This is a genomic window from Clostridium sp. HCP1S3_C6, from assembly GCF_052066735.1.
GTDB lineage: Bacteria > Bacillota > Clostridia > Clostridiales > Clostridiaceae > Clostridium.
The window spans coordinates 76,065-99,988 of sequence record NZ_JBQHRN010000006.1; the positions used below are offsets into that span (position 1 = coordinate 76,065).

Consider the following 23,924-nt stretch of genomic DNA (forward strand, 5'->3'; position numbering starts at 1 on the left):
TTACAAGTTTTTTTACAATACATTACAATTTTTTGTTTTAATTTGTACAAAAAAAGTGTGCCACTTTAAAATTAATGACACACTTTATTTTTATTATCTTTTAATTTTAAATTCTTTTATTTTTCCTTAATGATGTAACAGTTGCACCTGATAACAATAATAAAACCATTATTAATCCTAAACTATTATTATCAAAAGTATCAGGTTTAGGATCTTCACTTTCTTTATTTGCTACAGTAACTTTTACAGATTCTTCTGATTTTATTGGTTTTGTAACATTATCTGACTTTACCCTTACATAAACATCAAATGTTCCTACTTCACCAGATGTCCATTCAAATACATTGCTTGATGAATATTGCTTAAGAACCTTCCAATTGTTATTTTTATCGTAATATCCAAACTGATATTGTACTGAACCATCATCATAATTTGTAGTTGCTGTAAATGTAACTACATCTCCAACTTTTATAGAATCTTTATTTGAAACAATTTTAACTAATTTTAATGATTCTTCAGGATCAGGATTTTCTCCTCCTGGTTCATTTACCAAGACAGATATACTAGAACTATCAATTGCTGAAACCTCTTCTGATTTAGCCTTAGCAACAATTTCAAATGTACCTGCATCTGTAGTAGTCCATATATATGAAGGTGATGATGTATAATCTCTTAATTGATGCCACTTATTATTATCATCATAATATCCAAAAGAATATTCAACTGTTGGATCTTCTGTATTAACAGTAGCTGTTAATTTTACATCTTGACCTTTTATAACAGTTTGTGTATTTGATGCTATTGTAACTTTACTTAATTTAGGATAAGTTTGTCCTCCTGACTTCTTAACTGTAATCTTAATAATTTCACTTTCAATTTCATCTACATCATCTGATTTTGCCTTTACAATTACATTATATTCTCCTTCATCTTTTACTGTCCATGAATATGTGTTATCTGAAGAATATTCACTTAAAATATTCCATTCACTATCTTCATCATAATAACCAAATTCATACTTAACAGATTCATCATCAGTATCTGCTGTAGCTGTTAATTTTATTTTATCTCCAACATTTACATTTTTACTGCTAGCTTCAAGAGTAACTTTAGTTAATTCTTCTACAGGTGGATCTATTATACTAGCATCAATAACATACTTTTGTATATTAATTGCAGATTTATTTCCTTTTTTATCTACTGCAATTGATTTAACTGTTGTAGTTTTACTAATTTTTATAGGTTCTGAATATTCACTACTAGATTCTGTAGGATCTGAACCATCTAATGTATAGTAAATAGTTGCATTTTTATCTGATGCAGTTAATTTAAGTGTCTGCTCTTTATTGTAAGTTCCACCTTTTATACTTGAAGTAATTGTCAATCCTTCTGTAACTACTTCACCACTGCCACCACCATTAGGGCCTCCAGCAGATATTTTACCATTATCAAAAGTATTAGTACCCATATTTATAGTATAGTTTTTACCACCATTATTATCCCAGGCAGTTCCATTTTTATTAAAGCATACTTCAGCTCCTGTAGCTGTTCCAACATTTAAAGTAATTTTTAAATAACCATCTATTTCAGCTGGTTCCATTACATCTCCAGGTGATTTAGTCCATGTATCTTCACCACCGCCTAATGGTCTCCAATGAATATTTGTTGCACTACCTTTATAATAAAGAATAACTGAGTTATCCCAATCTGGTCTTCCTGCTACTATTTTTCCAGTAGAATCATTCATAAAGTCTCCAGTAGTTATAGTAGTACCATCATCAGATGGAAGCCAAGTCTTTCCATTATCAGTAGAATATCTAATAGTTACATTTGGATTATCAGCATCATATGATATTGACTTAGAATATTGTCCCTTTTCAGTTCCATATGAATCAAGAAGCATTGCATCACTCCAGCCACTATCATCTTTCACTTGAATAGCTGGTCTTTCAGTTGAAGCTATATATAAAGTTGCAGTACTAGAAGCTGGTGCACCAGTTTTTAATTTTCCATCTTTTCCAATTGTAAAGATAGTTTCTTCACTATCTAATTCAACACCATCTTTTGATGGGAAGTAATTGTTATCACCTAAATTACAACGTACCTTAACGTTATTACCGCCTTCAGGAATATACTTAATATCAGCTTGTAAATATCCTGCATTAGAAGATTGAGTCATAGATTCCTTATTAGTCCATGTGTTACCACCATCAGTACTATATTCTAAGTCTGCTGAGCCTGCTGAAGTTTTAGCATATACAGTAGCAGATTGTTGTGCTGCTGTAGGTACATCACACTTTACATCAAGAGTTGTAACATCCCCTGCATCTATTTTTATATAAACAGCCTCACCTAAATCATCTGTTCCTACAGAATAAGTACCAGCAGAAGCTGTATCTATTCCAGCTAAAGTACCACTCTTTTTAAGTTCTTTTCCATTGCAAGTTACAGAAGTTGCATTTTTAACATGAAGTTTAACTGTGTAAGTTTCTAAATCACTGTCATATGTTCCTTCCTTCTTAGCTGTTTTGAATGTAATACCATCACCTGCACTGTTTGGAGAAACTGTTAGGTTTTGCTTATAAAAATTACTTCCATCTTCATAATCATAACTTTGTCCATCATCATCATAATATTCAAAGCTTGATGATTTAGCATCAGGGAACACATCAAGATTAATGTTTGTTATTTTCTTTTCACCAACATAATTTACATCTTGTTGAGTAGGTATTATTGCACCTTGTTTAATAAATATAGGAATATCCTTCCATGTAGTAGCATCAGTATCTATTGTTATAGTTTGACCACCATCATATTCTTTACCATTTGAATAATCTATCCATTTTCCAGCTGGTAAATAAATATCTTTAGATGTTTGACCTTCATCTAAAACTGGTGATACAAGCATATAATCACCAAACATCCATGAATATACTTCTGAAGATACATTAGAATCATTTGGATACATCATCATAAGTGGTTTTATAAGTCCTGTACCACCATTTGATGCATCATATTCATATTTATATATATAAGGTATTAACCTATATCTAAGTTGCATTGCATTTTTAGCTGCAGCTTCTGCAGTATCTCCAAATTTCCATGGATAACGAGGAGTAGCAGATCTTCCTGTACTAGGTGCTTGTTCTGCTGATCTACAGTCTTGACCATGCACTCTAAATATTGGTGTAAATGCACTAAATTCTATCCATCTTGCATAGTTTTCAGGTGATGGGTCACCACCATTAAATCCACCTGTATCCATTCCCCACTTAGTTTCTCCAAGATTTGCTGCTGCAATCATCTTTCCAGCTTGTCCTTTCATACTTGCAAATCCTGTGCCTATATCACCTGTCCATACTCCATAAGAATATCTTTGAGCTCCTAAGTAGAAATTTCTATTTATAGACCATACTCTAGTACCATCATTTGTATATTTTCTTTGTCCTTCATATATTGCCCTTTGAGCATTCATATTACCAAAGTTTCCATATCCATTATCATGGTCAATTTCATCATTCCAAAAACCTTGAAGTCCTAAATCAAATGATTTTTCGTATTTACTCCACCACCAGTCCCTAGCTTCTTGAGTACTATAATCTATTGATACATAATCTTTACCTGCACAATAATCAGAACCTTTTTGTGCTGTTTTTGACACATATCCATTTTTAGTTGCTTCAGCAAATTGAGCAGTATCTTTTCCTGCTTCTTTTCCTGTAAATATTCTAGGCTTTATTATTCCTGTAAAATGTATTCCATTATCATCTTGCCATTTTTTCAAATTGCCACTTGCTGCACTTGGAAAATTGTCACCATTCCATGTAAATTCACCATTATCCATTTCTGGAACGCCCCAATATTTCCAGTCAAAGTCAAAGCAGAAATTATCTATTGGAATATTCTTTGATCTGTAAGTTTCTATAACATCTTTAACTTGATCTTCTACTGTACCTGAACCTGGCCAGCCCCATTGGGTATTAGTAAATCCCATTGCCCATTTAGGATACATTGGTGCACTTCCTGAAACCTCTGATAAACCTTTCATAATTTCTGTAGGTTTACCTACAATAACAAAATATTCTGCATTTTTTTTAGAGATTCCAGAATAACTTAAAGTTGTATCACCAGTTGTTATTTTACCACCATCTGAATCTACAAGTAATCCATAACCACCAGTACTCCATGTAAATGGGCCACCTGCCCATCCTTGGCTTGCGCATGTTACATCATAGCTATTATTATTTCTAAGTGAACCATCATTAGCACTTGTTCCACAGCCATATCCAGATATTCCATAAAAATTTTCTCCTGAATTATGTGTAAATGAAACACTTTTTGCTTCCTTTATGCTATCTTGTTTAAGAAGCAATTTTCCTGATGAATTATAAACTGATACAGATAAATCAGCTTTACTTATTTTAACTGTCATATTATCAGTTTTAATTACTGCTGGATCTGATTTCAAATCACTTGAAATAATATTTCCAGTATCCCACTTTTTATCTGGGTCAATAACTTCTGTTTCAGGATCTTCTTCTCCGTTAGGTTTATAATTAACCTTAAGGATATCTGATGAACATACTTGCATTTCAATTACATCTGAGTCATTTTTAATAGTTAAAGTATCACCAGTTAATGAAAAATCACCTTCAGTTGTTGTAGCTGCATATGTATCTTGTTCACTAAAAGGCATAAAAGTAACATTGCTAAAAACTACAGCTGCTGCAATTAACAAAGAAAATATCTTTTTACCTTTCATCCTTACATCCCCTTTAAAATTTTATTACTTTATTTTCATTTTACACCGTTTTTTTGTTTATGACAACGTTTAATTAACCTATTATTCTAATAGCATAAAAAAAATGCGGCCTTTAAGGTCGCATTTTTTATATAAATATTAATTATTCTATTCTTATAATTTTTCTCTAACAATTTTTGCAGCTTTAACTAAATTTCTAAGACTTGCATCAGTTTCTTTTATTCCTCTTGTTTTTAATCCACAATCTGGGTTAACCCATAATTTATTTTTATCAATTTTCTTAAGCATTTTTTCGAGTGCTGAAACAATTTCTTCTACTGATGGAACTCTTGGTGAATGAATATCATATACTCCTGGTCCAACTTCAGTTTCAAAATTATTTTTATTTAAATCATCAAGGATAGTAAGCTTTGATCTTGATGCCTCAAAAGATATTACATCAGCATCCATATTATCTATAGCCTTTATTATATCTGAAAATTCACTATAACACATATGAGTATGAATTTGAGTTTCAGGTTTTATTTTTGAATTACATAATCTAAATGCTGGTATTGCCCAATCTAAATATTCACTATACCATTCATCTTTACGTATTGGTAATTTTTCTCTTAATGCTGCTTCATCTATTTGGATAATTTTAATTCCTGCCTTTTCTAAGTCACATACTTCATCTCTTATAGCAATTCCTATTTCATATGCCATTTCCTTTAATGAAATATCTTCTCTTGGGAATGACCAGTTAAGAATTGTAACAGGGCCTGTAAGCATTCCCTTAACTGGCTTATTTGTAAGACTTTGAGCATATTTTATATAATCAACTGTCATAGGCTTTGTACGTTTTATATCACCAAATATAATTGGAGGTTTTACACATCTTGTACCATAAGATTGAACCCATGCCTTTTCAGTAAATACATAGCCTGCTAAGTTTTCTCCAAAAAATTCTACCATATCATTTCTTTCAAATTCACCATGCACTAAAACATCAATACCCATATCTTCTTGATCTTTTATGCACTTTTCTATAAATCCATATACAACTTTATCGTATTGTGCCTTATCAATTTCTCCCTTTCTAAATGCACTACGGTTGCTCTTTACTTCTCTTGTTTGAGGGAATGATCCAATTGTAGTTGTAGGTAAAATTGGTAATTTAAATTCTTCCTTTTGAATTTTTTCTCTTTCAGATCTCTTAGTATCTCTATTAAAATCCTCTTCTGTTAAATTTTTAACTGCATTTTGGACTTCCTTATCTTGTCCTACTCTTTCTTTTGTAAATATATCTTGATTATCCTTAAATGCTTTTTCATTCTCTAAATCAGATGCTTCAGCTAATACTTTAAGTTCATTAAGTTCTTGTAATTTTTCTACTGCAAATGAAAAATATTTTTTAACTTCCTTGTCTAATTTTTGCTCATTGTCTAATGTATAAGGTACATGAAGTAATGAACATGATGTTTGAATTACTACATTTTTTGCATACTTATTTATTTCATTTAATAAATCTAGTGTCTTTTTATAATTACATTTCCATATATTTTTTCCATTTAAAACCCCTGCAAATAATATTTTATCCTCTGGGAATTTATTTTTTGATAATAATTCAAAATTCTTTTTACCTTCTAAGAAGTCTAATCCTATTCCATCAAAACTTAAACTTACAACTTCATTGTAACAATCTCTTACATCACCAAAATATGTTTGAAGTAAAACCTTTAAGTTTCCTTTTTCATTTAATATATTTTCATATAATTGTTTAAATATATTTATATCTTCTTTTGTTAAGTCTGTAACTAAAATAGGTTCATCTATTTGTACCCATGATACACCCTCATCATTGAATTTCTTTAATATTTGTTTATAAGCTTCAGCTGCAGAAGAAACAAAATCCTTAATAGTCTTACTTCCACGATATTTAGCTAACTTAAGAAATGTAAATGGTCCTACCACAACTGGCTTTGTTTCTATTCCTGCTTCTTTTGCTTCTTTATATAATTCAAAAGGTTTATTACTAGCAAGCTTTAACTCTGTATCATCTGAAATTTCAGGAACTATATAGTGATAATTTGTATTAAACCATTTTTTCATTGCAAGGGCACATACATCACCTTTTTCTCCTTGATATCCTCTTGCTACTGCAAAATATGTATCTAAATCATCAAGATTTAATTTTTTGTATTCCTCTGGTACTGCATTAATAAGAAATGCTGTATCAAGTACTCCATCATAAAAAGAAAAATCATTAGATGGTACATAATCTATACCTTGTTTCTTTATAAAAGAAAAATGTTCATTTCTAAGATCTTTCGCTACCTTTAATAATTCTTCTTTAGTTATTTCATGTCTAAAATATTTTTCTGATGCAAACTTTAACTCTCTTAATTTTCCTACTCTAGGAAAACCTATTATTGAATTCTTCATTTATCATACCTACCTTTTCTAATTTGCTTCTGTTAATTCTTTAAACTTATTATAAAATCATTTGGCAGTTATGAAAAATACAAAAAAATATGTGTTTAATATAGTTAAAAACTATACCTAAAAAGTAAAAAGTACCTAGATTTTCTGCTCATCTATGTATTTTCTTAAAGCTTCAATATAATTTTTACCATACTTGCTTATAATCATATCCTTTTTAGTGATAATTCCTATTTCCATATATTCCTGCACATCTAATGGCTTTGATATAATATTGTCTCCATTTAGCTCTTTGCTTATAACTCCAGAACTAATTGTATAACCATTTAATCCTATTACAAGATTAAATAAAGTAGCTCTATCACGAACCTTTATGTTTCTCTTTCTATCAAAGGTACTCAAAATTTCTTCTGAAAAATAGAATGAATTATATTCTCCTTGTTCAAAAGATAAATAAGGATAACTTTCAAGATCTTTTAATGTAATAACCTCTTTTTGTGAAAGTGGATGCTTTGAGCTTATAAAAACATGAGGTTTTGCTACAAATAACAATTGAAATTTAAGACCGTTTTGCTTTATTATTTTCATAAGTATGCTTTTATTATGATTTGAAAGATATAAAATTCCTATTTCACTTTTTAATTGACTTACATCTTGAATAATCTCATATGTTTGAGTTTCTCTTAATGTAAAATCATATTGAGCTTTTTCATATTTTTTTATTACATCTACAAAAGCATTTACTGCAAAAGAATAATGTTGTGTTGATACAGAAAATTGTGGTTTTTCTTTTTTTTCACCTAAATATCTTTCCTCTAATAAATTACTTTGCTCTAATACCTGTCTTGCATAACCTAAAAACTCATTTCCATCTCTAGACACTATTATACCTTTGTTAGTTCTTTGAAATATTGTTATTTGCATTTCATTTTCAAGTTCCTTTATTGCATTAGTAAGACTAGGCTGAGATATAAACAGTGCCTTTGCAGCCTCACTTATAGTTCCTTTTTCTGCTACCATAACAACATATCTAAGTTGTTGTAAAGTCATAATAAATAATCTCCTTAAAAATAAATATAACAAAAAACACTAGGTACCCATCCTAGTGTTTTTATCTCATAAATTCAACCCTTTTATTAAAACAAGCGTAATGCTTGTTAAAAGCTTATTAATTCTTACTACATTTTTATTATAGCACCTTTTTTAAAAAATACTATTAACAATTAGTAAACAATATGTTACTTATTTTTAAATATTTCTATTGATGAGTTCCTGTTCTCTTTGTTTTTTTGAAAATACACATCCGCAATAATCTTGTCTATATAAATTATATTCCTTTGATAATTCTATAGAGCGTTTATATCCTTCTTTCTTTTTAAAATCAGAAAACAAGTATTTAACACTTGAGCCTTCAGACAATTTTTTTCCTATTTCATTTAATTTTTGAGCATTTTTAAATGGACTTATAGTAAGGGTTGTAGTGAAGTAATCAAATCCATTATCCTGTGCAATTTTAAGAGTTTCCTTTAATCTCATTTCATAACACTTAAAGCACCTTTCTCCACCTTCTTTTAAATTTTCTAATCCCTTTGCCATTTCAAAAAACTTATCACTATTATAAACACCTTCAATTATATTAACTTCATTTTTAAATTTCATACTTCTTATAAGATATTTTTCTTCCTCAAGTCTTTTTTTATATTCCTCTAAAGGATATATATTAGGATTATAATAAAAAACTGTTATTTTAAAAAATTTTGATAAATATTCTAAAACATAACTGCTGCATGGTGCACAGCAACTATGAAGAAGTAATTTAGGCACCTTATTTTTTAATTGCAATTCATCTATAAGTTTGTCAAGTTCCTTTTGATAATTTATTTTATTCATATTTTACTCCTAAAACTAAAATACTTTAATTAGCAGCTTCTAGCTTATTCTTTTCTTTATCTACAAACATCATAATAAAAGATATAATAAGCATTATAGAACAAAGCATAATTGCCCTTTCTTTAAGTACATCAACAAAGAAATCACCTATAACTGCTCCAATTATAAATGAAAATATAATTCCATAATATAAAAATCCTTTTTCCATAGCTTTTTTATCTTTTGAGTTAAATAAATAGTTACAAATATGTTCAGTACCACTTCTTAAATTTCCAATACACATTGTTGTAGCTATACCATTTCCATGAATCTTTCTAAAACTTTGCACCTGGATACCACAAGCAAAGGAAGTTATACTATTTGCTAAAAGATTTAAATTTTGTGGCATAAAACTAACTATTAAAAGCACTATAGCTTCACATAATACTGAAATTTGTCGCCAATGTAATGTATTTTCCTCCTTAACATGAGTTCTTACAATATAAGCCAATGCTATGCCTATAGCAAATGATATCACTGGGAAAAAATATTCTGCTGCCATTTTTAAATTGCCCTTAGATAAATTAATACCAAGTAAAAGCATATTTCCTGTTTGGGCGTTTGCAAATACTTCACCTCTGCACATATATGAATATGCATCCATGAAGCCACCTGAAATAGCTAAAACAATTCCTAATTCGATTGATTCTGACATTTGTTTTGCATTATTCACAAAATCCCCCCTACAAATTTATTTTTTCAATTAATATAATAATAGTGTTTATACATAATATCAACTAAAATAGGAATACCTATATTAACTAAAAACATAATTTGATTCATTTTTCTTTCTTCATCTTTTAAAATTTTTAATTCCATATTATCGCCTATTTTGTAGATTATTTTTCCCTTACTTTTATAATCATAATAAATTATTTTTTCTACATTAACAAAATGTGAATTTTTTTGTGAAAAATTAAATTTCAAATCAAATATATTATCTAATATGTAAACAGTAATTTAATATATTATAAATTTTTAATAAACATGATACTATAATATGGTTGCAAATAGGGTTAATATACATTTTTATGTAATTTTTGCAACAATAATGGTAAAAATCAAGGGGCTACATTTACAAGTACAATATCTGTATTAAAAAAACAAGGAATTGTAAGCACAGCAGATGTTCCAATTGAAAGCCTTGACAACTATCCTGATGATAATCGCGATCCATATTATACCAATTTGCATGCTAAGGATAATATATGGTTAAAGGCCTTAGACAACAGAATAAAAGATAGCTTCAATATAAAACTTAATACAACAACAGATACACCAATAAAAAGTGAAAAGGATGAAAAAATTATTCCTCTAAAAAATGATTCAATATGCTTTCTTGGATTTTTATACATTTCTATTTGAGGTACACAAGAAAAATGTATTCTCTTTGAATTTCTCCACCATAAAAGGTCTATTACAATAAGATCAAATAAATTTAAACCTTCACCAAGAATTAAAAAATTGATGTTTTCTTTGGTGCCCTTCTTTTTAATTCTTGATTTTTTAACACTCTTTTTTGTACTTCATCTGGATCATAACCATAAAGCTGCAAGTAGTTGATAATTTTTATCAATTACTTGCAGCTCTTTTTATTATATATTATCTATTAAGATATATTTTTTTATTAAATCTTTATTATATGCATCTAAATCAAAATCATGTATTTGTTTTTTTAATACGCTGTTCCTCCAATAATAAGTTGTATTATTTTCACTATAACTTATTGCACTTTTAACAGTTTCCTCTAAATTGTTAAAAACACTAAGATCAGATACAAAAATTATTTTATCATCAAATGATTTAATTTTTACAGTATATAATTTGTTATTAATAATAACAGCATATAATGTATCATTACCATCACCATTTCTTGATTTCATACAATCAGTAATATAAGATATAGATGTTATATATATTTTTTTACTAGAATCACACACACCATATGCTAAGTGTAAATTCATATAGTCAATGTTTATATGACTATTTTTTATATAATCTGCTATTAACTTTATTTTACTTTCATCTGCAAGAATATATTCAAAAATATGTATCCCTCATTTCAATTATATTTTCATAATTACTAATATATTTTAGACTTATTTAAATTTACTTTTTTTATTAATGCCATAGTAATCATCTCTGCTTAAGCAAGTCCAGCCTGTGCTATACTTTGAATTCGCATTGCTAAATCTGTAAATTTACTCATATTATTTCTACCATAAATTTTTACTAACCTATTCTTTTATTAAATAAACTCCAAATAGTTCATTTACTCTATCTTTGTTGTATCCATATCCTTGTTTATCTACAAAATCTTATGTGTTTCATTATAAACACCAAGTCCTTTATTCAATGCAGTTTCTTTTAAAAAAGTATAAGCTATCCTTATTATCTTTTTAGTTACTCTTTGTTAGCTAATATAACACACCATTATTAATAATGCAAGATAATAAAAATATCTCTTTTATTCTGATAATGTCTGTATAAAGCGCCTTTTGTTATTCCAAGCACCTCAACTATTTGTATAATATATGCTAAAAAAATAGCTCCAATTAAGAGCTACAAATTTTAATTAATTAATTTATTTTCATTTTCAAATATATCTAGTGCTTGTTTTAATGTGCCAGTTAATACTCTTTCAGTATTATTAGAAGGTTTTTCAAGTGAATAATCATTAATAACAATATGATTATCTACTACTACATAGTATAAAAAACATTGTTTTGTGTTCCCCCAATGTTCTATATCTTTTTTTACTGAAGCTATAAGAGATGTATATTCAAATGAACAATTTTCTGCATTCTCCCTGATAATTAATTCACACGTATGAGTTATTATAATTCATTAAAAATATAATTTCAATAGCATTTCAATTATAATTATACATCTATATATTTATCATATAAATAAATTTAAAAGGGTTATGAAAAATGATTTCATAACCCAAAACAACTCATACATCAGGAGCTGCTTATAATAGAAGAGTGTCATAGTGAAAATAAAGAAGGTTGTATTATACATGATGTATTTAAAACTTCTATTATTTATCTTGTAAATTAATTATTGCATATTTTTCAAGAAATTGATATTAAATATTTTTAATCTTTGTAAATGTTTTTTTAAAGAAAAATTAATTTTTTACCTCTTATTTTACTCCTAATATCTTCAATTGTTCGTTAATCTCAGCTTCAAGTTCTGCTATTTCTTTGTTATCTTGTTCTAGCTGTTTATTTATTTCATCTAAATTAACTGGTTCTTCTTCCTCAAATGTATCTACATAACGAGGAATATTTAAGTTGAAATCATTCTCTCTTATTTCTTCAATTGACGCTACATGAGCATATTTATCTATATCTTTACGTTCTTTAAATGTGTTTACAATTTTATCTATATGTTCATCTTTTAAATTATTTTGATTTTTTCCTTTTTCAAATTCTTTGCTTGCATCAATAAATAATATATCTTTAGTAGTACGATTTTTCTTTAATACAAGAATTATTGTAGGAATACTTGTCCCATAAAATAAATTAGCTGGTAATCCTATAACTGTATCAAGATAATTCTTTTCTATAAGTGTTTGTCTTATTTTACCTTCAGCTGCTCCTCTGAATAATACTCCATGTGGAAGTACAATAGCCATAGTTCCATTTTCATTTAAATGATATATACTGTGTAAAATAAATGCATAATCTGCTTTTGAAGCTGGTGCTAATTTACCATAATCACTAAAGCGAGGGTCCTTTAATTTTGTTTCATTATTGTTCCATTTTGCAGAATATGGAGGATTTGCAGTAACAGCATCAAAAGTACGTGGATGGTCTATTCCCTTTTCATCTGGTCCGTCTGGCCAATCTGTTTCTAATGTATCAGCATTGCTTAACATCATATTATTATAAGATATATTGTGCATCATAAGGTTCATTCTAGCCAAGTTATATGTTGTTGTATTTAATTCCTGTCCAAAATACTTTATTGGTGTATTTTCTGGTAATTCTTGTCCTACAGTAAGAAGAAGTGAACCTGAACCCATTGTTGGATCATATACATAAAAGAATTCATCTTTCTTTTGAATACCACTTGTAACTATTTTGGCTAGTATTTTACTTATTTGGTGTGGTGTATAGAATTCTCCACCCTTTTTACCTGCACTTGCTGCAAACTGACCAATTAAGTATTCATAAATTTCACCTAATATGTCTTTGCCGTCATCGCCTTTAAATTTAATACCATTAATTAATTTAACTATATTATTAAGTGATTTTGCTCTTTCATTTGTTGAATTTCCAAGACGTGAATCTCCTAAATTAATATCATTAAATACACCTCTGAAATCCTTTGACGCTTCTTTATTTAATTCAGCATTTTTATTAAAATTATCAAATATTGCTTGATAATCACTAGGTATTACTTCTGAATTATTAATTTTGTCAATTAAAGATGCCCATGTATCATTTGGTGCTATTGCATATCCTAAACTTGATGAAATATCTTCTAAATAATCATTTAATTCTTCATCTGTAGCTTGTCTTGAATAAGCTTCATTTACACTTTCTCCATCTAAAACATCAATAACATCATTATCTACTAAGTACTGCTCTTGATGTTCTGAAAGATATCTATAAAACATAAATGATAAAATATAATTTTTATATTCTGAGGCATCCATAGTTCCTCTTAATTCATTAGCCATAGCCCATAATTTACTAGTTATTGTTTCTACACTATTACTCATATTCTTTACTTCCTTTCTATACAAACATTTGTTGCAATAAGCCTTTTTTTTGCTCTTTTAAATGGTCTATCTTTCGCTGTTGAAGGGAGATAAGGTTATCTAATTTATTAAAAAATGCTCCAATTTTAATTTCTTCTTCTATTTTTTTAGGAAAACATATATTATAATTTGCTAATTGAGGTACAGTTAATTGTGGTACTCCTGTAGATTCAACAATCACATTATGATTATTTATAGCATTTTCTAAAAAGTAGGAATCATGATTTGAACGAACTGATAAAAGTCTTACAACTGGTGTGAAATCAATCATTCTGGCTTTTGCATGACCTACTTCTCCACGTCCAGTAACTGTTACAGCTGGTGCTTTTACACGATAAAAATCATTATAAAATCCAACTATTCCATCATTAGTTAAGGCATTTGCATATATAGGATATTTACCATTATCTAAAGCTTTACCCTTATCAATGTCACCACCTGCAATAATTTCTATGGCTTCATCTCCAAGCTTACGCTGTTCCCAAGGTTCAGTAAATCCTGGAAAACGTATCTCTGGAACTTTTTCTCCTTTTTTAGGAAACATTTTTTGTAATAACCCTTTTTTTTGCTCTTTTAAATGGTCTAGCTTACGCTGATGAAGAGTTATGAGGTTATCAAATTTTGTAAAATATTTTCCTAATTTAACTTGTTCAGACAATTTCGGAATTGGAATTTGTATCTCCATCATTTTATTCTTTGATATGTTATATCGAGAAATTCCTTGTGCTAAAAATATTATTTTCTTTCTTATTGAGTCTGAACGTAAAACATAAGCTATAAAATGTGAATCAATTTTACTAGTTGGTCTATAACCAAAACAAAAACTGTTAAGGTATGTATTACATGTATTTTCAAGCCATACAGATGACATTCCAACTTCTTCAGGTGTTTCAGATGAAGTAGTAAATAAAACATCACCATATAAAACTTTATGTTGAGTTTCATCAATTTCAATAGGTTCTACCATTTCTTTTTTGGCAATAGGATTTGAAAAAACATTCATATAAGTAACAAATTGTGCTTTTCCATGTCCAAAATCTCCTTTGGTTTTTCCTGATAATCCTGAATATGTATTTCCTAATTCCCCTAACTTACGCTGTTCCCAAGGTTCAGTAAACCCCGGGAATCTAATATTAGGTACATTCTTTTTATTTTTGTTCATACCTAAGTCTCCTTTCTTTTTCTAATTAAATTTCTACATGTTCATCAGCTAATTTGTATATAGCCTCTCTTAAGCTATTACGATATTTTATCTTTGATAAAGATTGTACAGCCTCTTTATGAGCTAATGATTTATAATTTGCACTTGCTTTTGCAATTATATCTCTTATTTCACCATTATCATCTAAATCTTGCATTCCATATTTATGATGGCTAAACATTTCTCTCATTTGTGAGCTTGTTATAATATCTGTAATTCCCCAGTCAACTCTAAAATCTAAAAGCATTCTATCAATACTTATATTATTAGCTGCTTGAATAATTTCTTCCGTATTATGCAACTTTACAGGATATTTTATATCTGCATCTTTTGGTGGGAAATATCCATTTACTATAGCTTCTGAAGCATTTAAAATCTTTGTAGCATAACTTCTATCATCTAAACCATTAGCAAATTGTTTGATTTTTTCCTTTGTAACTTCTGCTTCTTCTGTCTTTCCATAATGTATCTGATTTATTAAGTCTTCCACAAGTTCTGTTAAATAATCATAATCAACCTTTATATCCTTAACATGTATCATTTTTAAATCAATTTCATATACAGGAATTTTCTTTTCTTTTGCTATATGCTCTTTTAATTCATTTGTTAAAACTGTAGTAAGCATAACTTCCTGCTCGCTGGTCATTCCTAATTTCTCAACTAATTCATCTGGATTATTATAATCAAAGCCTATGTTATTTCCATCTACATTCTCTGGATTATACTGCTTTAATTTAGCCATACCAGAGTTATATTGACGTAATAGGTTAAGCATTTGATCTCTTTGCTTTTCTGAAGGTGGTATTTTTATAAAGCCTTCAGTTATATTATCTAACTTTTCAACAATATCTTTAACTTCTTTAAATACATCTTCAAATGGTTTTGCTATAATTCCATCTTTTTCATTAGTTTTACGTTTTTCATCATCACTTAAATTAGCAGAATCCTTATTAGCATAAATTGCAAGAGCATCATTCATAAGCTTTTCATTTTGTGCTGGCCATCTGTAATTTACAATACGTCCCCAAGGTTTTGCATCCATATCATCAATACGGTTTGTTCTTGAATATGCTTGAATAAGTCCAGCACCTTTTAAGGTTCTATCTACATAAAGGGTATTAAGTTTAGGAGCATCAAAACCTGTTAAAAGCTGATCTACTACAATAACAATATCTAAGAAATTTTTATCTCTGGCACTTCTGTTTAAACGACTTGTAACATCTTGAGTATATCCTGATACATCATCCATGCCAAAGCTTGTACCAAATTCTTTATTATAGCTTTCAATAGCTCTAAATAAACCTTTATTTGTTTCAAGCATAGTATCATTGTTAGATGTATTTAAACTAAATGTAACAGCTACTTTTAAAGTTAATTTACCTGCTTTTCTATTTTCAGCATTTACCCTTTGAAATTCATCAAAGTACATCATTGCCATTGGTGTACTAGCCCTATTACCACCTACATGTGTTGTAAAAAGTGCATTGTACTTGCCATCACCAGAACGATTTCGCCAATTTTTAAATATATCTTCAACTACTAGTTTTATATGGTCTTTATTTTCATCATAAAAACTTGGCTCAATAGCATCATCCATATCTTCAGGAGTTAAATTGTCAATTTTATTTTGGATTTGAGCTTCAGTCCATTTTGGATAACGTTCACTATAAAAAGCTGGCAAATATTCTTTTTTCATTTGATCTTCATCAATAGTTGTTTGAAAATCTACTTTAAATCCTAAAACATTGTCATCTGCAATTGCCTCACGAATAGTGTATGCATGTAGTAAAGGTCCAAAAATATCCTCTGTTCTTAATCCTTTTGTTGTTTCATCAAACATTGGTGTTCCTGTATAACCAATCCATGCAGATTTTTTAAATGCTTTTTGAATTTTAGCAAAACCTTCTCCACCAGTTGATCTATGTGCTTCATCAACAATAAATACAATACGTTTATCTGGAGCTTTAAATGATTTACGTTTTACTAAAGTATCTAATTTCTGAACAGAAGTAACAATAATATTATTATCTTTGCTTTTTAATTTTCTGTTTAAATCGTTGGTATTGCTAGTATCTTGTACACTTCCAACAATATCTTCTGTAGAATCTGGATCATATGCTCTATAATTTTCATTTGTCTGTTTTGTTAATGCTATTCTGTCTACTACAAAAACAACCTTATCTACATTAGGCATACGACTTGCAAGCCATGCTGTTTTAAAGCTTGTTATGGTTTTTCCTGAACCTGTTGTATGCCATATATATCCAACTTTATTTATTCCTAATTCAAAATCTATTTTCTTTAACTTTTCAATTACATTTTGTGTTGCATATACCTGATATGGTCTCATAACTTTTAATGTTTGGTTATTTTTAGTACCATCTAAAATCATATAATTGGTAGCCATCTGATGAGCCATAGGAATACTAAGCATTGAATCAGCAAATTCTTTCCAATTACGTACAATTTTATTGTCACTTTTACGCTGCCAGTTAAATGCAAAATCCTTATTAAATTTTTCTGCTGTAGTATTTGCCATATATTTTACATTATTAGGTGTTATAGCTACTAATATTTGAAGAGTTGAGAATATATCAGTATACTGATTTTCATCAATATATTGCTCCATTTGATTTAATGCTTCATTAACATCAATAGTATCTCTCTTTTCTTCAATTTGTATAATAGGAAGTCCATTAATAAGAAGTGTTGTATCAAATCTGCGTTTTTGCTTTCCTGTAATTTTAGCTGGTCTTTCAATTTGATTAACTACTTGATATATAGTATCTCCTGCGCCTATTTGCTTTTGGTCAAAAACAGTAAGAAATACATGTCTGCCATCATCTAAATCAATTTCTATCTGTGATACTCCATTAAGTCCATATAAAAATTGTCCTGCTTCATAAGGTGTTTTAATGTCAGATATAATTTTCTTTACCTGATTAAATTCAACTACGCTTAATGGATGGTCAAGCGTACTTTGGTTGTGCCTTTCAAGAATATGCTTAAAATTATCCCAAAGCTGCTCAGTTGTTTTAATGTCAGGCTCATATTTCCATAACTTTGTTTTTATAACATAATCAACATTCTTATGACTGTTCTCAAAATAACCTATTCCTCTTAAATGCTCTGGTTTGGTTATTGTACCACTTGTAATATACTGAATTAATTCAGTTTCAAATTGTTCCTCATTCATTTCACATCATCCCCTTTTTAAGCTTGTCCAATATTAATTTGCTTTCTAGTTCTGCCACTCTATTTTTAAGAGCTTTAAGCCTTAATTGTTTGAAATATACTTCTCCAATAATCTTTTGCTTGTCTATTGAAGGTATTTGAGGTAATCTAAGTTCTTTTAATTGACTTAAGGTATATTTAAACACTTGAGAACCTTGAAGCCCTGATAATAATTGTTTTTTTATAAATCTATTCTCATTAATAAGATAAACTAAAAATTTAGAATCAATATTTTTAATAGATGTCATTTTTACATAATTTTGTGTATATAAATATCCTTCATGAGTCTTTCTTACAATAGCTGCAGTACCTGAAATCAAACTAAATACTAAGTCACTTTCAGCCAATATACATACGCTGTCATTAGTTTTTATTTGCTTTTTTATTAAGTCATCATTTGAAATAATTCCTGATAAATCATCAAATAAATCTGTTTGACTGTAATAAGTATAAACTGGAGCTTTTATATCTGTAGATTGTTTAATTCTAAATTGTGGTGAACCACTTTCAAATTTTACAAACTCGCTTAATCTTCCCATATTTTTGAGCCTTTCATAAATTACTATTTTTCTATAACAATAGAGTACTATTATATGTATCAAAACACAATATTAAAAATGTAATTTCGATAAATTACATTTTTAAAAAACTGTAAACGTATAAAAGTAAATTAATTTAGATTTAAGAAAAATCAATGAAAAAGAGTTGCAGAAAACGATTTCTCATTTTCTTACAACTCCAAGACAACTCATACATCAGAAGTTGTTTATAATAGAAGAGTGTCATAATAATAAAAATAAAAAAGGTGATTGATACTTGATGTATTTAAAACTTCTATTATTTATTCTATAAGTTAATTATTACATATTTTTCAACAAATTGATATTAAATATTTTTAATCTTTGTAAATGTTCTTTTAAAGAGATATTAATTTTTTATCATCATTATTTGCTTATATATATAATAACAGAGCAAAGCTTATTGCTAATGCTCTGCTCTGTTATATTTGTTGTATTTAATGAATACCACAGGTTCGACCTGTGGTTCTAAAAAGCTTTTAGCTATAAGTAGAAATAAAAAAACCTCCAATGTAAAATAATAGTAGGTTTGCCGACCAATACTATAAATTACAAGGAGGTGTGTCCAATAATGGACATTGATAGTTTAGCACATAGTAAATGGAATTGTAAATATCATATAGTGTTTGCTCCGAAGTATAGGAGACAAGTAATTTACGGACAAATAAAAGCTGATATTGGAAGAATACTTAGATTATTATGTGAAAGAAAAGGAGTAGAAATTATAGAAGCAAATGCTTGCCCAGATCATATACATATGCTTGTAAGTATTCCACCTAAATTAAGTGTAGCTCAATTTATGGGATACTTAAAGGGTAAGAGTTCGTTGATGATTTTTGATAGACATGCAAATTTGAAATATAAATATGGCAATAGGCATTTTTGGTGTAAGGGATATTATGTTGATACAGTAGGAAGAAACAAAAAAGTTATAGAAGAGTATATAAAAAATCAAATACAAGAAGATATAGCTTATGAACAAATGAGTTTAAAAGAATATATCGACCCGTTTACGGGTGAGCCAGTAAATAAAAGCAGAAAATAAGCGCCTTTAGGCGCAGCCGGTAACAGGACTGCGGTCGGCAGACCGTTCAATGTGCGAATAGCACAGCAAGTAACAGAGCCTTATAGGCGCAGAGCAAACTACCCGTTTAACGGGTAGTCATGATTTGTTTTCTTTTATTTTATAGTGAATTGTTAGAATACATTTATTATATCAAATTATATTATCTAATGCATATGCTTGAGGCAAATTTAATATAATCTATTTTTTTATTTTTAACTTTGCTATTTCTAAATCCTTCTTATTGATTTCCATTTCTAACCTGCTTTTGTACTGCTCTTCCATAGCTTTTATATTATCAGCCATTTCCTTTCTTATTTCAGCAACTTCCCCTTTCTTTGCTTGTAGTTCACTTCTATAAAACTCTATTTGTTCTTTATTGGCCTTTGCCATATTATCAAGAAGTTCAATTGAATTCTTCATTGATAACTTTTCACTTTCAAGAGCATTTACTTTTGAAGTAAGCTCTCTTATTTGTGTCTGCTGGTTCTTATAGCTTTCCTTATACTGTTTAAATTCTTGTAACTGCTCTTGTAACATTTCATTATTGCTATTTAATGTATTTATCTGCTTTTCATTATTATTAATATCATTAAGAAGTTTTTTTATCTCATTGTTAAGTTCATTAATTCTATCTGACATTTCTTTATTTTTCTGTGATATTTGAGCATGATCTTCCTTATATTTTTCTATCTGTTCAGACATTACAATTATACTTTCATCTTTACTCTTAAGTTCCTTGCTTAATTCTTCCCTTATTGTATCTTCTGCTGTTACATTCATTTCTAGTGAATTAGCAAACATATTTACTAGTTTTGTAGCTAGTTCTCTGAATGTATCTATTTCTTTACCCCTGTCACTTAATACATTCTTTGCTTTTTCTAATTCTGCTATTGCCATAAGACTATTAAATGCTTGTTGCTGAGTAAATCCATTTTCTTCTGCAAACTTCTTAAATTTTTCTACATCTTCTTCTGATAATCTCATAGAAGCTATTATTTTCTTATTTTCATTCATATACAGTGGCAGATGGTACCATTCATCCGTAACTTCTGCCAATTCACCTCTTTCTCTATTATTTTTATTCATTTTAATACATTACAACACCACGTATTACATATGTTTACTTTGTATTGTAATACACTACTTTATTTTATTGTACAGTATATTGTAAAAATAATAAATAAAGTTCCTGAATTTAAGCAAAAAAATAACCACTACTTTACTTTTCATAAAGCAGTGGCCATTTTAAACTTCATCTATTTATTTTCTTTTTCTCTTAAAGCCAATTGTTCCAATTAATCCAGCGAACATTGTAAATATTCCAGCCATACTTGAAACATCTGAGGTATCTTTATTTGTCCCATCATCACCTTTAGGTGGATTAGGATTTGTTGGTTCATTGCTACCTTGATTATCTTTTGGTGGTGTTGCTGTGCCATTTGGTTCTTCTGGTTTATCAGTTTTGCCCGGTTCTGCATTCTTTTCAAATATTGCTTTTACTTCCATATTAGAAGTTACGTTGCTAAAATCTTTATCCCAACCTTTAAATGTATATCCTTCTTTAGTTGGATTTGCTGGAGCAACTGCTGATTTACCTTCTTCTATTTCTTGAACATCACCTATTTGAATTCCATCTTCGTTTAAGAATTTAACTGTATATTTTTTAGTTATAGGAGTTTCTGGTTTGCTATCACCTTGATCATCTTTTGGTGGTGTTACTATACCGCCTGGTTCTTCTGGTTTATCAGTTTTACCCGGTTCTGCATTCTTTTCAAATATTGCTTTTACTTCCATATCAGAAGTTATATTACTAAAATCTTTATCCCAACCTTTAAATGTATATCCTTCTTTAGTTGGATTTGCCGGAGCAACTGCTGATTTACCTTCTTCTATTTCTTGAACATCACCTATTTGAGTTCCATCTTCATTTAAGAATTTAACTGTATATTTTTTAGTTATAGGAGTTTCTGGTTTGCTATCACCTTGATCATCTTTTGGTGGTGTTACTGTGCCATCTGGCTTAGTATTAGTATCATCTTTATCATATTCTGAGGATAATTTGAAAGGAATGTTATTTTTATTGGCATATTCTTGTGCATATGAATTTTCTTCTCCATAAATTGTTAAATTATCACTTCCAACAAAAACGTATTCTCCTATTGACCTTACTCCTTCTGGAATTTTTACCTTACTTAAACTACTACATCCATTAAAAGCAGCATCTTCTATAGTTGTTGCTCCTTCTGGGATTTTTACTTCTTTTAAACTGATACAGCCATTAAAAGCATCACTTTCTATTTTTGTTAAGCTTTCTGGAATATTTATTTCTTTTAAATTACTGCATTGACAAAAAGCCAAACATTTTATTGATGTTACTCCTTCAGGAATACCTATTTCTCTCAAAGCACTACAGTTAAAGAAGATTCCATTGTTTATTACTTTTATACCTTCGGGAATAGTTACTGTACTTAAACTACTACAATCAGAAAAAGCAAAGCTTCCTATTTCTTCTATTCCTTTAGGAATATTTATTTTGTTTAAACTACTACAATTAGAAAAGGCATAATCTCCTATAAATGTTACTCCTTCTGGAATATTTATTTCTTTTAAATTATTACAATTAGAAAAAGCATGCAATCCTATTGATGTTACTCCTTCTGGAATATTTATTTCTTTTAAATTACTACATCCTAAAAAAGCAACAGAATTTATTGATGTTACTCCTTTTGGAATTATAACTTCCTTTTTACCTCCTGGACAACTTATCAATTCTTTTTTTTCTTTATTATATAGAACACCATTTTCTGATAAGTAGTTTTTGTTTTTTTCATTTGTGTTTATCACAATTAAGTTGGTACATTTTGAAAAAGCTCCAAATCCTATTGATGTTATTCCTTCAGGAATATTTATTTCTTTTAAATTATTACAACCAGAAAAAGCATATCCCTCTATTTCTGTTACTTCTTTTGGAATTGCCATTTCTTTTTTTCTTCCTGGGCAACTTATCAATTTGCTTTTTTCTCTATTATATAAGACACCATCTTCTGATGAATAGTTACTATTTCTTTTATCTACAGTTATTTCTGATAAATTACTACATTCACTGAAAACAGCATATTCTATCAATGTTACACTTTCTGGAATATTTATTTCACTTAAACTGCTACAGCCATTAAAAGCCCAGCCACCTATTGATATTACTCCTTCAGGAATGTTTATTTTACTTAAACTGCTACAGCCATTAAAAGCCCAGCCACCTATTGATATTACTCCTTCAGGAATGTTTATTTTACTTAAACTGCTACAGCCATTAAAAGCAAATCCTCCTATTGATGTTACTCCTTTAGGAATATTTATTTCTTTTAAATTATTACAATTAGAAAAAGCATGCAATCCTATTGATGTAATACTTTTGCCATCTATTTTATTTGGAATTGAGATTTCTGTTTCACTTCCTTGATATCCGGTAATTGTAATAGTTTCATCACTATTTACTTTATATCTAAACCCGTCCTCAGTAGTCAACTCATCTGAATAAGAAGCTTGCTCTACTTTATCATTAGTATCACTTTGAATTAAAGTATCTGTAGCTATTGTTTCAGCACTTACGAAGCTACTAGCAAAACACGTTAATGTTGCAGTTAAAACAAGTATTTTTAATTTTTTTCCCATTATCCTCACCCTTTGTTTAATATTTCCTTGAATAATAAGCATGTTACACAATTAAATTATAATACTAAATTTGTTTTATTTTGTAATTTTATCTTATGTTTTACTAATTATTTACCATATTCATATTTGCCAATTTATTTTTACACTTTGTTAAAATATAATGAAGTGCCTATTGCTACATTAATTTTTTAAATAAATAATCTTCCAACACATAAAACTTTTCTTTGATGAAAATTGCTTGTAATTTTGTGTGTCTTTCTTTGGCAATTTAATTGATATAGCTACCT

14 protein-coding genes are annotated in these 23,924 nt (G+C 28.7%); 1 reads left to right on the forward strand and 13 read right to left on the reverse strand.

Features of this window, described 5'->3' with window-relative positions; genetic code table 11:
• Window positions 1–106 precede the first annotated feature (106 nt).
• The 11 genes from ACTNAO_RS03645 to ACTNAO_RS03695 form a co-directional block, all read right to left on the reverse strand.
• Window positions 107–4,762, reverse strand: a complete 4,656-nt coding sequence (locus ACTNAO_RS03645; RefSeq protein WP_441026277.1) for a TIM-barrel domain-containing protein — start codon at window positions 4,760–4,762, stop codon at window positions 107–109.
• Between the two features lie 153 nt (window positions 4,763–4,915).
• Window positions 4,916–7,186: a 5-methyltetrahydropteroyltriglutamate--homocysteine S-methyltransferase gene (gene metE / locus ACTNAO_RS03650; RefSeq protein WP_441026278.1), complete on the reverse strand. Its 2,271-nt coding sequence runs from the start codon at window positions 7,184–7,186 to the stop codon at window positions 4,916–4,918.
• A gap of 135 nt (window positions 7,187–7,321) precedes the next feature.
• Window positions 7,322–8,233: a LysR family transcriptional regulator gene (locus ACTNAO_RS03655; protein ID WP_441026280.1), complete on the reverse strand. Its 912-nt coding sequence runs from the start codon at window positions 8,231–8,233 to the stop codon at window positions 7,322–7,324.
• A gap of 198 nt (window positions 8,234–8,431) precedes the next feature.
• On the reverse strand, window positions 8,432–9,073 hold the full coding sequence (locus ACTNAO_RS03660; protein WP_441026282.1) for an epoxyqueuosine reductase QueH: 642 nt from the start codon (window positions 9,071–9,073) through the stop codon (window positions 8,432–8,434).
• Window positions 9,074–9,098: 25 nt separating this feature from the next.
• Window positions 9,099–9,785, reverse strand: coding sequence for a YoaK family protein (locus tag ACTNAO_RS03665; RefSeq protein WP_441026284.1), 687 nt, complete (start codon window positions 9,783–9,785; stop codon window positions 9,099–9,101).
• A gap of 922 nt (window positions 9,786–10,707) precedes the next feature.
• Window positions 10,708–11,076, reverse strand: coding sequence for a hypothetical protein (locus ACTNAO_RS03670; protein WP_441026286.1), 369 nt, complete (start codon window positions 11,074–11,076; stop codon window positions 10,708–10,710).
• Between the two features lie 472 nt (window positions 11,077–11,548).
• The gene (locus ACTNAO_RS03675; RefSeq protein ID WP_441026308.1) at window positions 11,549–11,668 is read right to left on the reverse strand and encodes a TetR family transcriptional regulator; all 120 of its coding nucleotides are present in this window, start codon (window positions 11,666–11,668) and stop codon (window positions 11,549–11,551) included.
• 592 nt (window positions 11,669–12,260) lie between these two features.
• Window positions 12,261–13,847, reverse strand: a complete 1,587-nt coding sequence (locus ACTNAO_RS03680) for a type I restriction-modification system subunit M (protein ID WP_441026288.1) — start codon at window positions 13,845–13,847, stop codon at window positions 12,261–12,263.
• A gap of 16 nt (window positions 13,848–13,863) precedes the next feature.
• Entirely contained in the window at window positions 13,864–15,048 is a 1,185-nt protein-coding gene (locus tag ACTNAO_RS03685; RefSeq protein ID WP_441026290.1) for a restriction endonuclease subunit S, read from the reverse strand.
• 25 nt (window positions 15,049–15,073) lie between these two features.
• The gene (locus tag ACTNAO_RS03690) at window positions 15,074–18,283 is read right to left on the reverse strand and encodes a type I restriction endonuclease subunit R (protein WP_441026291.1); all 3,210 of its coding nucleotides are present in this window, start codon (window positions 18,281–18,283) and stop codon (window positions 15,074–15,076) included.
• Window position 18,284: 1 nt separating this feature from the next.
• On the reverse strand, window positions 18,285–18,860 hold the full coding sequence (locus ACTNAO_RS03695; protein ID WP_441026292.1) for a restriction endonuclease subunit S: 576 nt from the start codon (window positions 18,858–18,860) through the stop codon (window positions 18,285–18,287).
• Window positions 18,861–19,470: 610 nt separating this feature from the next.
• On the opposite strand from ACTNAO_RS03695, the gene tnpA reads away from it, so the two are divergent.
• Window positions 19,471–19,944, forward strand: a complete 474-nt coding sequence (gene tnpA / locus ACTNAO_RS03700) for an IS200/IS605 family transposase (RefSeq protein WP_441026294.1) — start codon at window positions 19,471–19,473, stop codon at window positions 19,942–19,944.
• 219 nt (window positions 19,945–20,163) lie between these two features.
• On the opposite strand, the gene ACTNAO_RS03705 is transcribed toward tnpA, so the two are convergent.
• Entirely contained in the window at window positions 20,164–21,051 is an 888-nt protein-coding gene (locus ACTNAO_RS03705; RefSeq protein ID WP_441026295.1) for a hypothetical protein, read from the reverse strand.
• 174 nt (window positions 21,052–21,225) lie between these two features.
• A complete protein-coding gene (locus ACTNAO_RS03710; protein WP_441026297.1) occupies window positions 21,226–23,637 on the reverse strand; it encodes a leucine-rich repeat protein in 2,412 nt (803 codons plus the stop codon).
• Window positions 23,638–23,924 lie beyond the last annotated feature (287 nt).

What these genes read in the sequence shown, in the direction of transcription:
- ACTNAO_RS03645 (WP_441026277.1), bottom strand. Translation starts at nt 4,762, where the DNA reads ATGAAAGGTAAAAAGATATTTTCTTTGTTAATTGCAGCAGCTGTAGTT.
- metE (WP_441026278.1), bottom strand. Translation starts at nt 7,186, where the DNA reads ATGAAGAATTCAATAATAGGTTTTCCTAGAGTAGGAAAATTAAGAGAG.
- ACTNAO_RS03655 (WP_441026280.1), bottom strand. Translation starts at nt 8,233, where the DNA reads ATGACTTTACAACAACTTAGATATGTTGTTATGGTAGCAGAAAAAGGA.
- ACTNAO_RS03660 (WP_441026282.1), bottom strand. Translation starts at nt 9,073, where the DNA reads ATGAATAAAATAAATTATCAAAAGGAACTTGACAAACTTATAGATGAA.
- ACTNAO_RS03670 (WP_441026286.1), bottom strand. Translation starts at nt 11,076, where the DNA reads ATGAATTTACACTTAGCATATGGTGTGTGTGATTCTAGTAAAAAAATA.
- ACTNAO_RS03680 (WP_441026288.1), bottom strand. Translation starts at nt 13,847, where the DNA reads ATGAGTAATAGTGTAGAAACAATAACTAGTAAATTATGGGCTATGGCT.
- ACTNAO_RS03685 (WP_441026290.1), bottom strand. Translation starts at nt 15,048, where the DNA reads ATGAACAAAAATAAAAAGAATGTACCTAATATTAGATTCCCGGGGTTT.
- ACTNAO_RS03690 (WP_441026291.1), bottom strand. Translation starts at nt 18,283, where the DNA reads ATGAATGAGGAACAATTTGAAACTGAATTAATTCAGTATATTACAAGT.
- ACTNAO_RS03695 (WP_441026292.1), bottom strand. Translation starts at nt 18,860, where the DNA reads ATGGGAAGATTAAGCGAGTTTGTAAAATTTGAAAGTGGTTCACCACAA.
- tnpA (WP_441026294.1), top strand. Translation starts at nt 19,471, where the DNA reads ATGGACATTGATAGTTTAGCACATAGTAAATGGAATTGTAAATATCAT.
- ACTNAO_RS03705 (WP_441026295.1), bottom strand. Translation starts at nt 21,051, where the DNA reads ATGAATAAAAATAATAGAGAAAGAGGTGAATTGGCAGAAGTTACGGAT.
- ACTNAO_RS03710 (WP_441026297.1), bottom strand. Translation starts at nt 23,637, where the DNA reads ATGGGAAAAAAATTAAAAATACTTGTTTTAACTGCAACATTAACGTGT.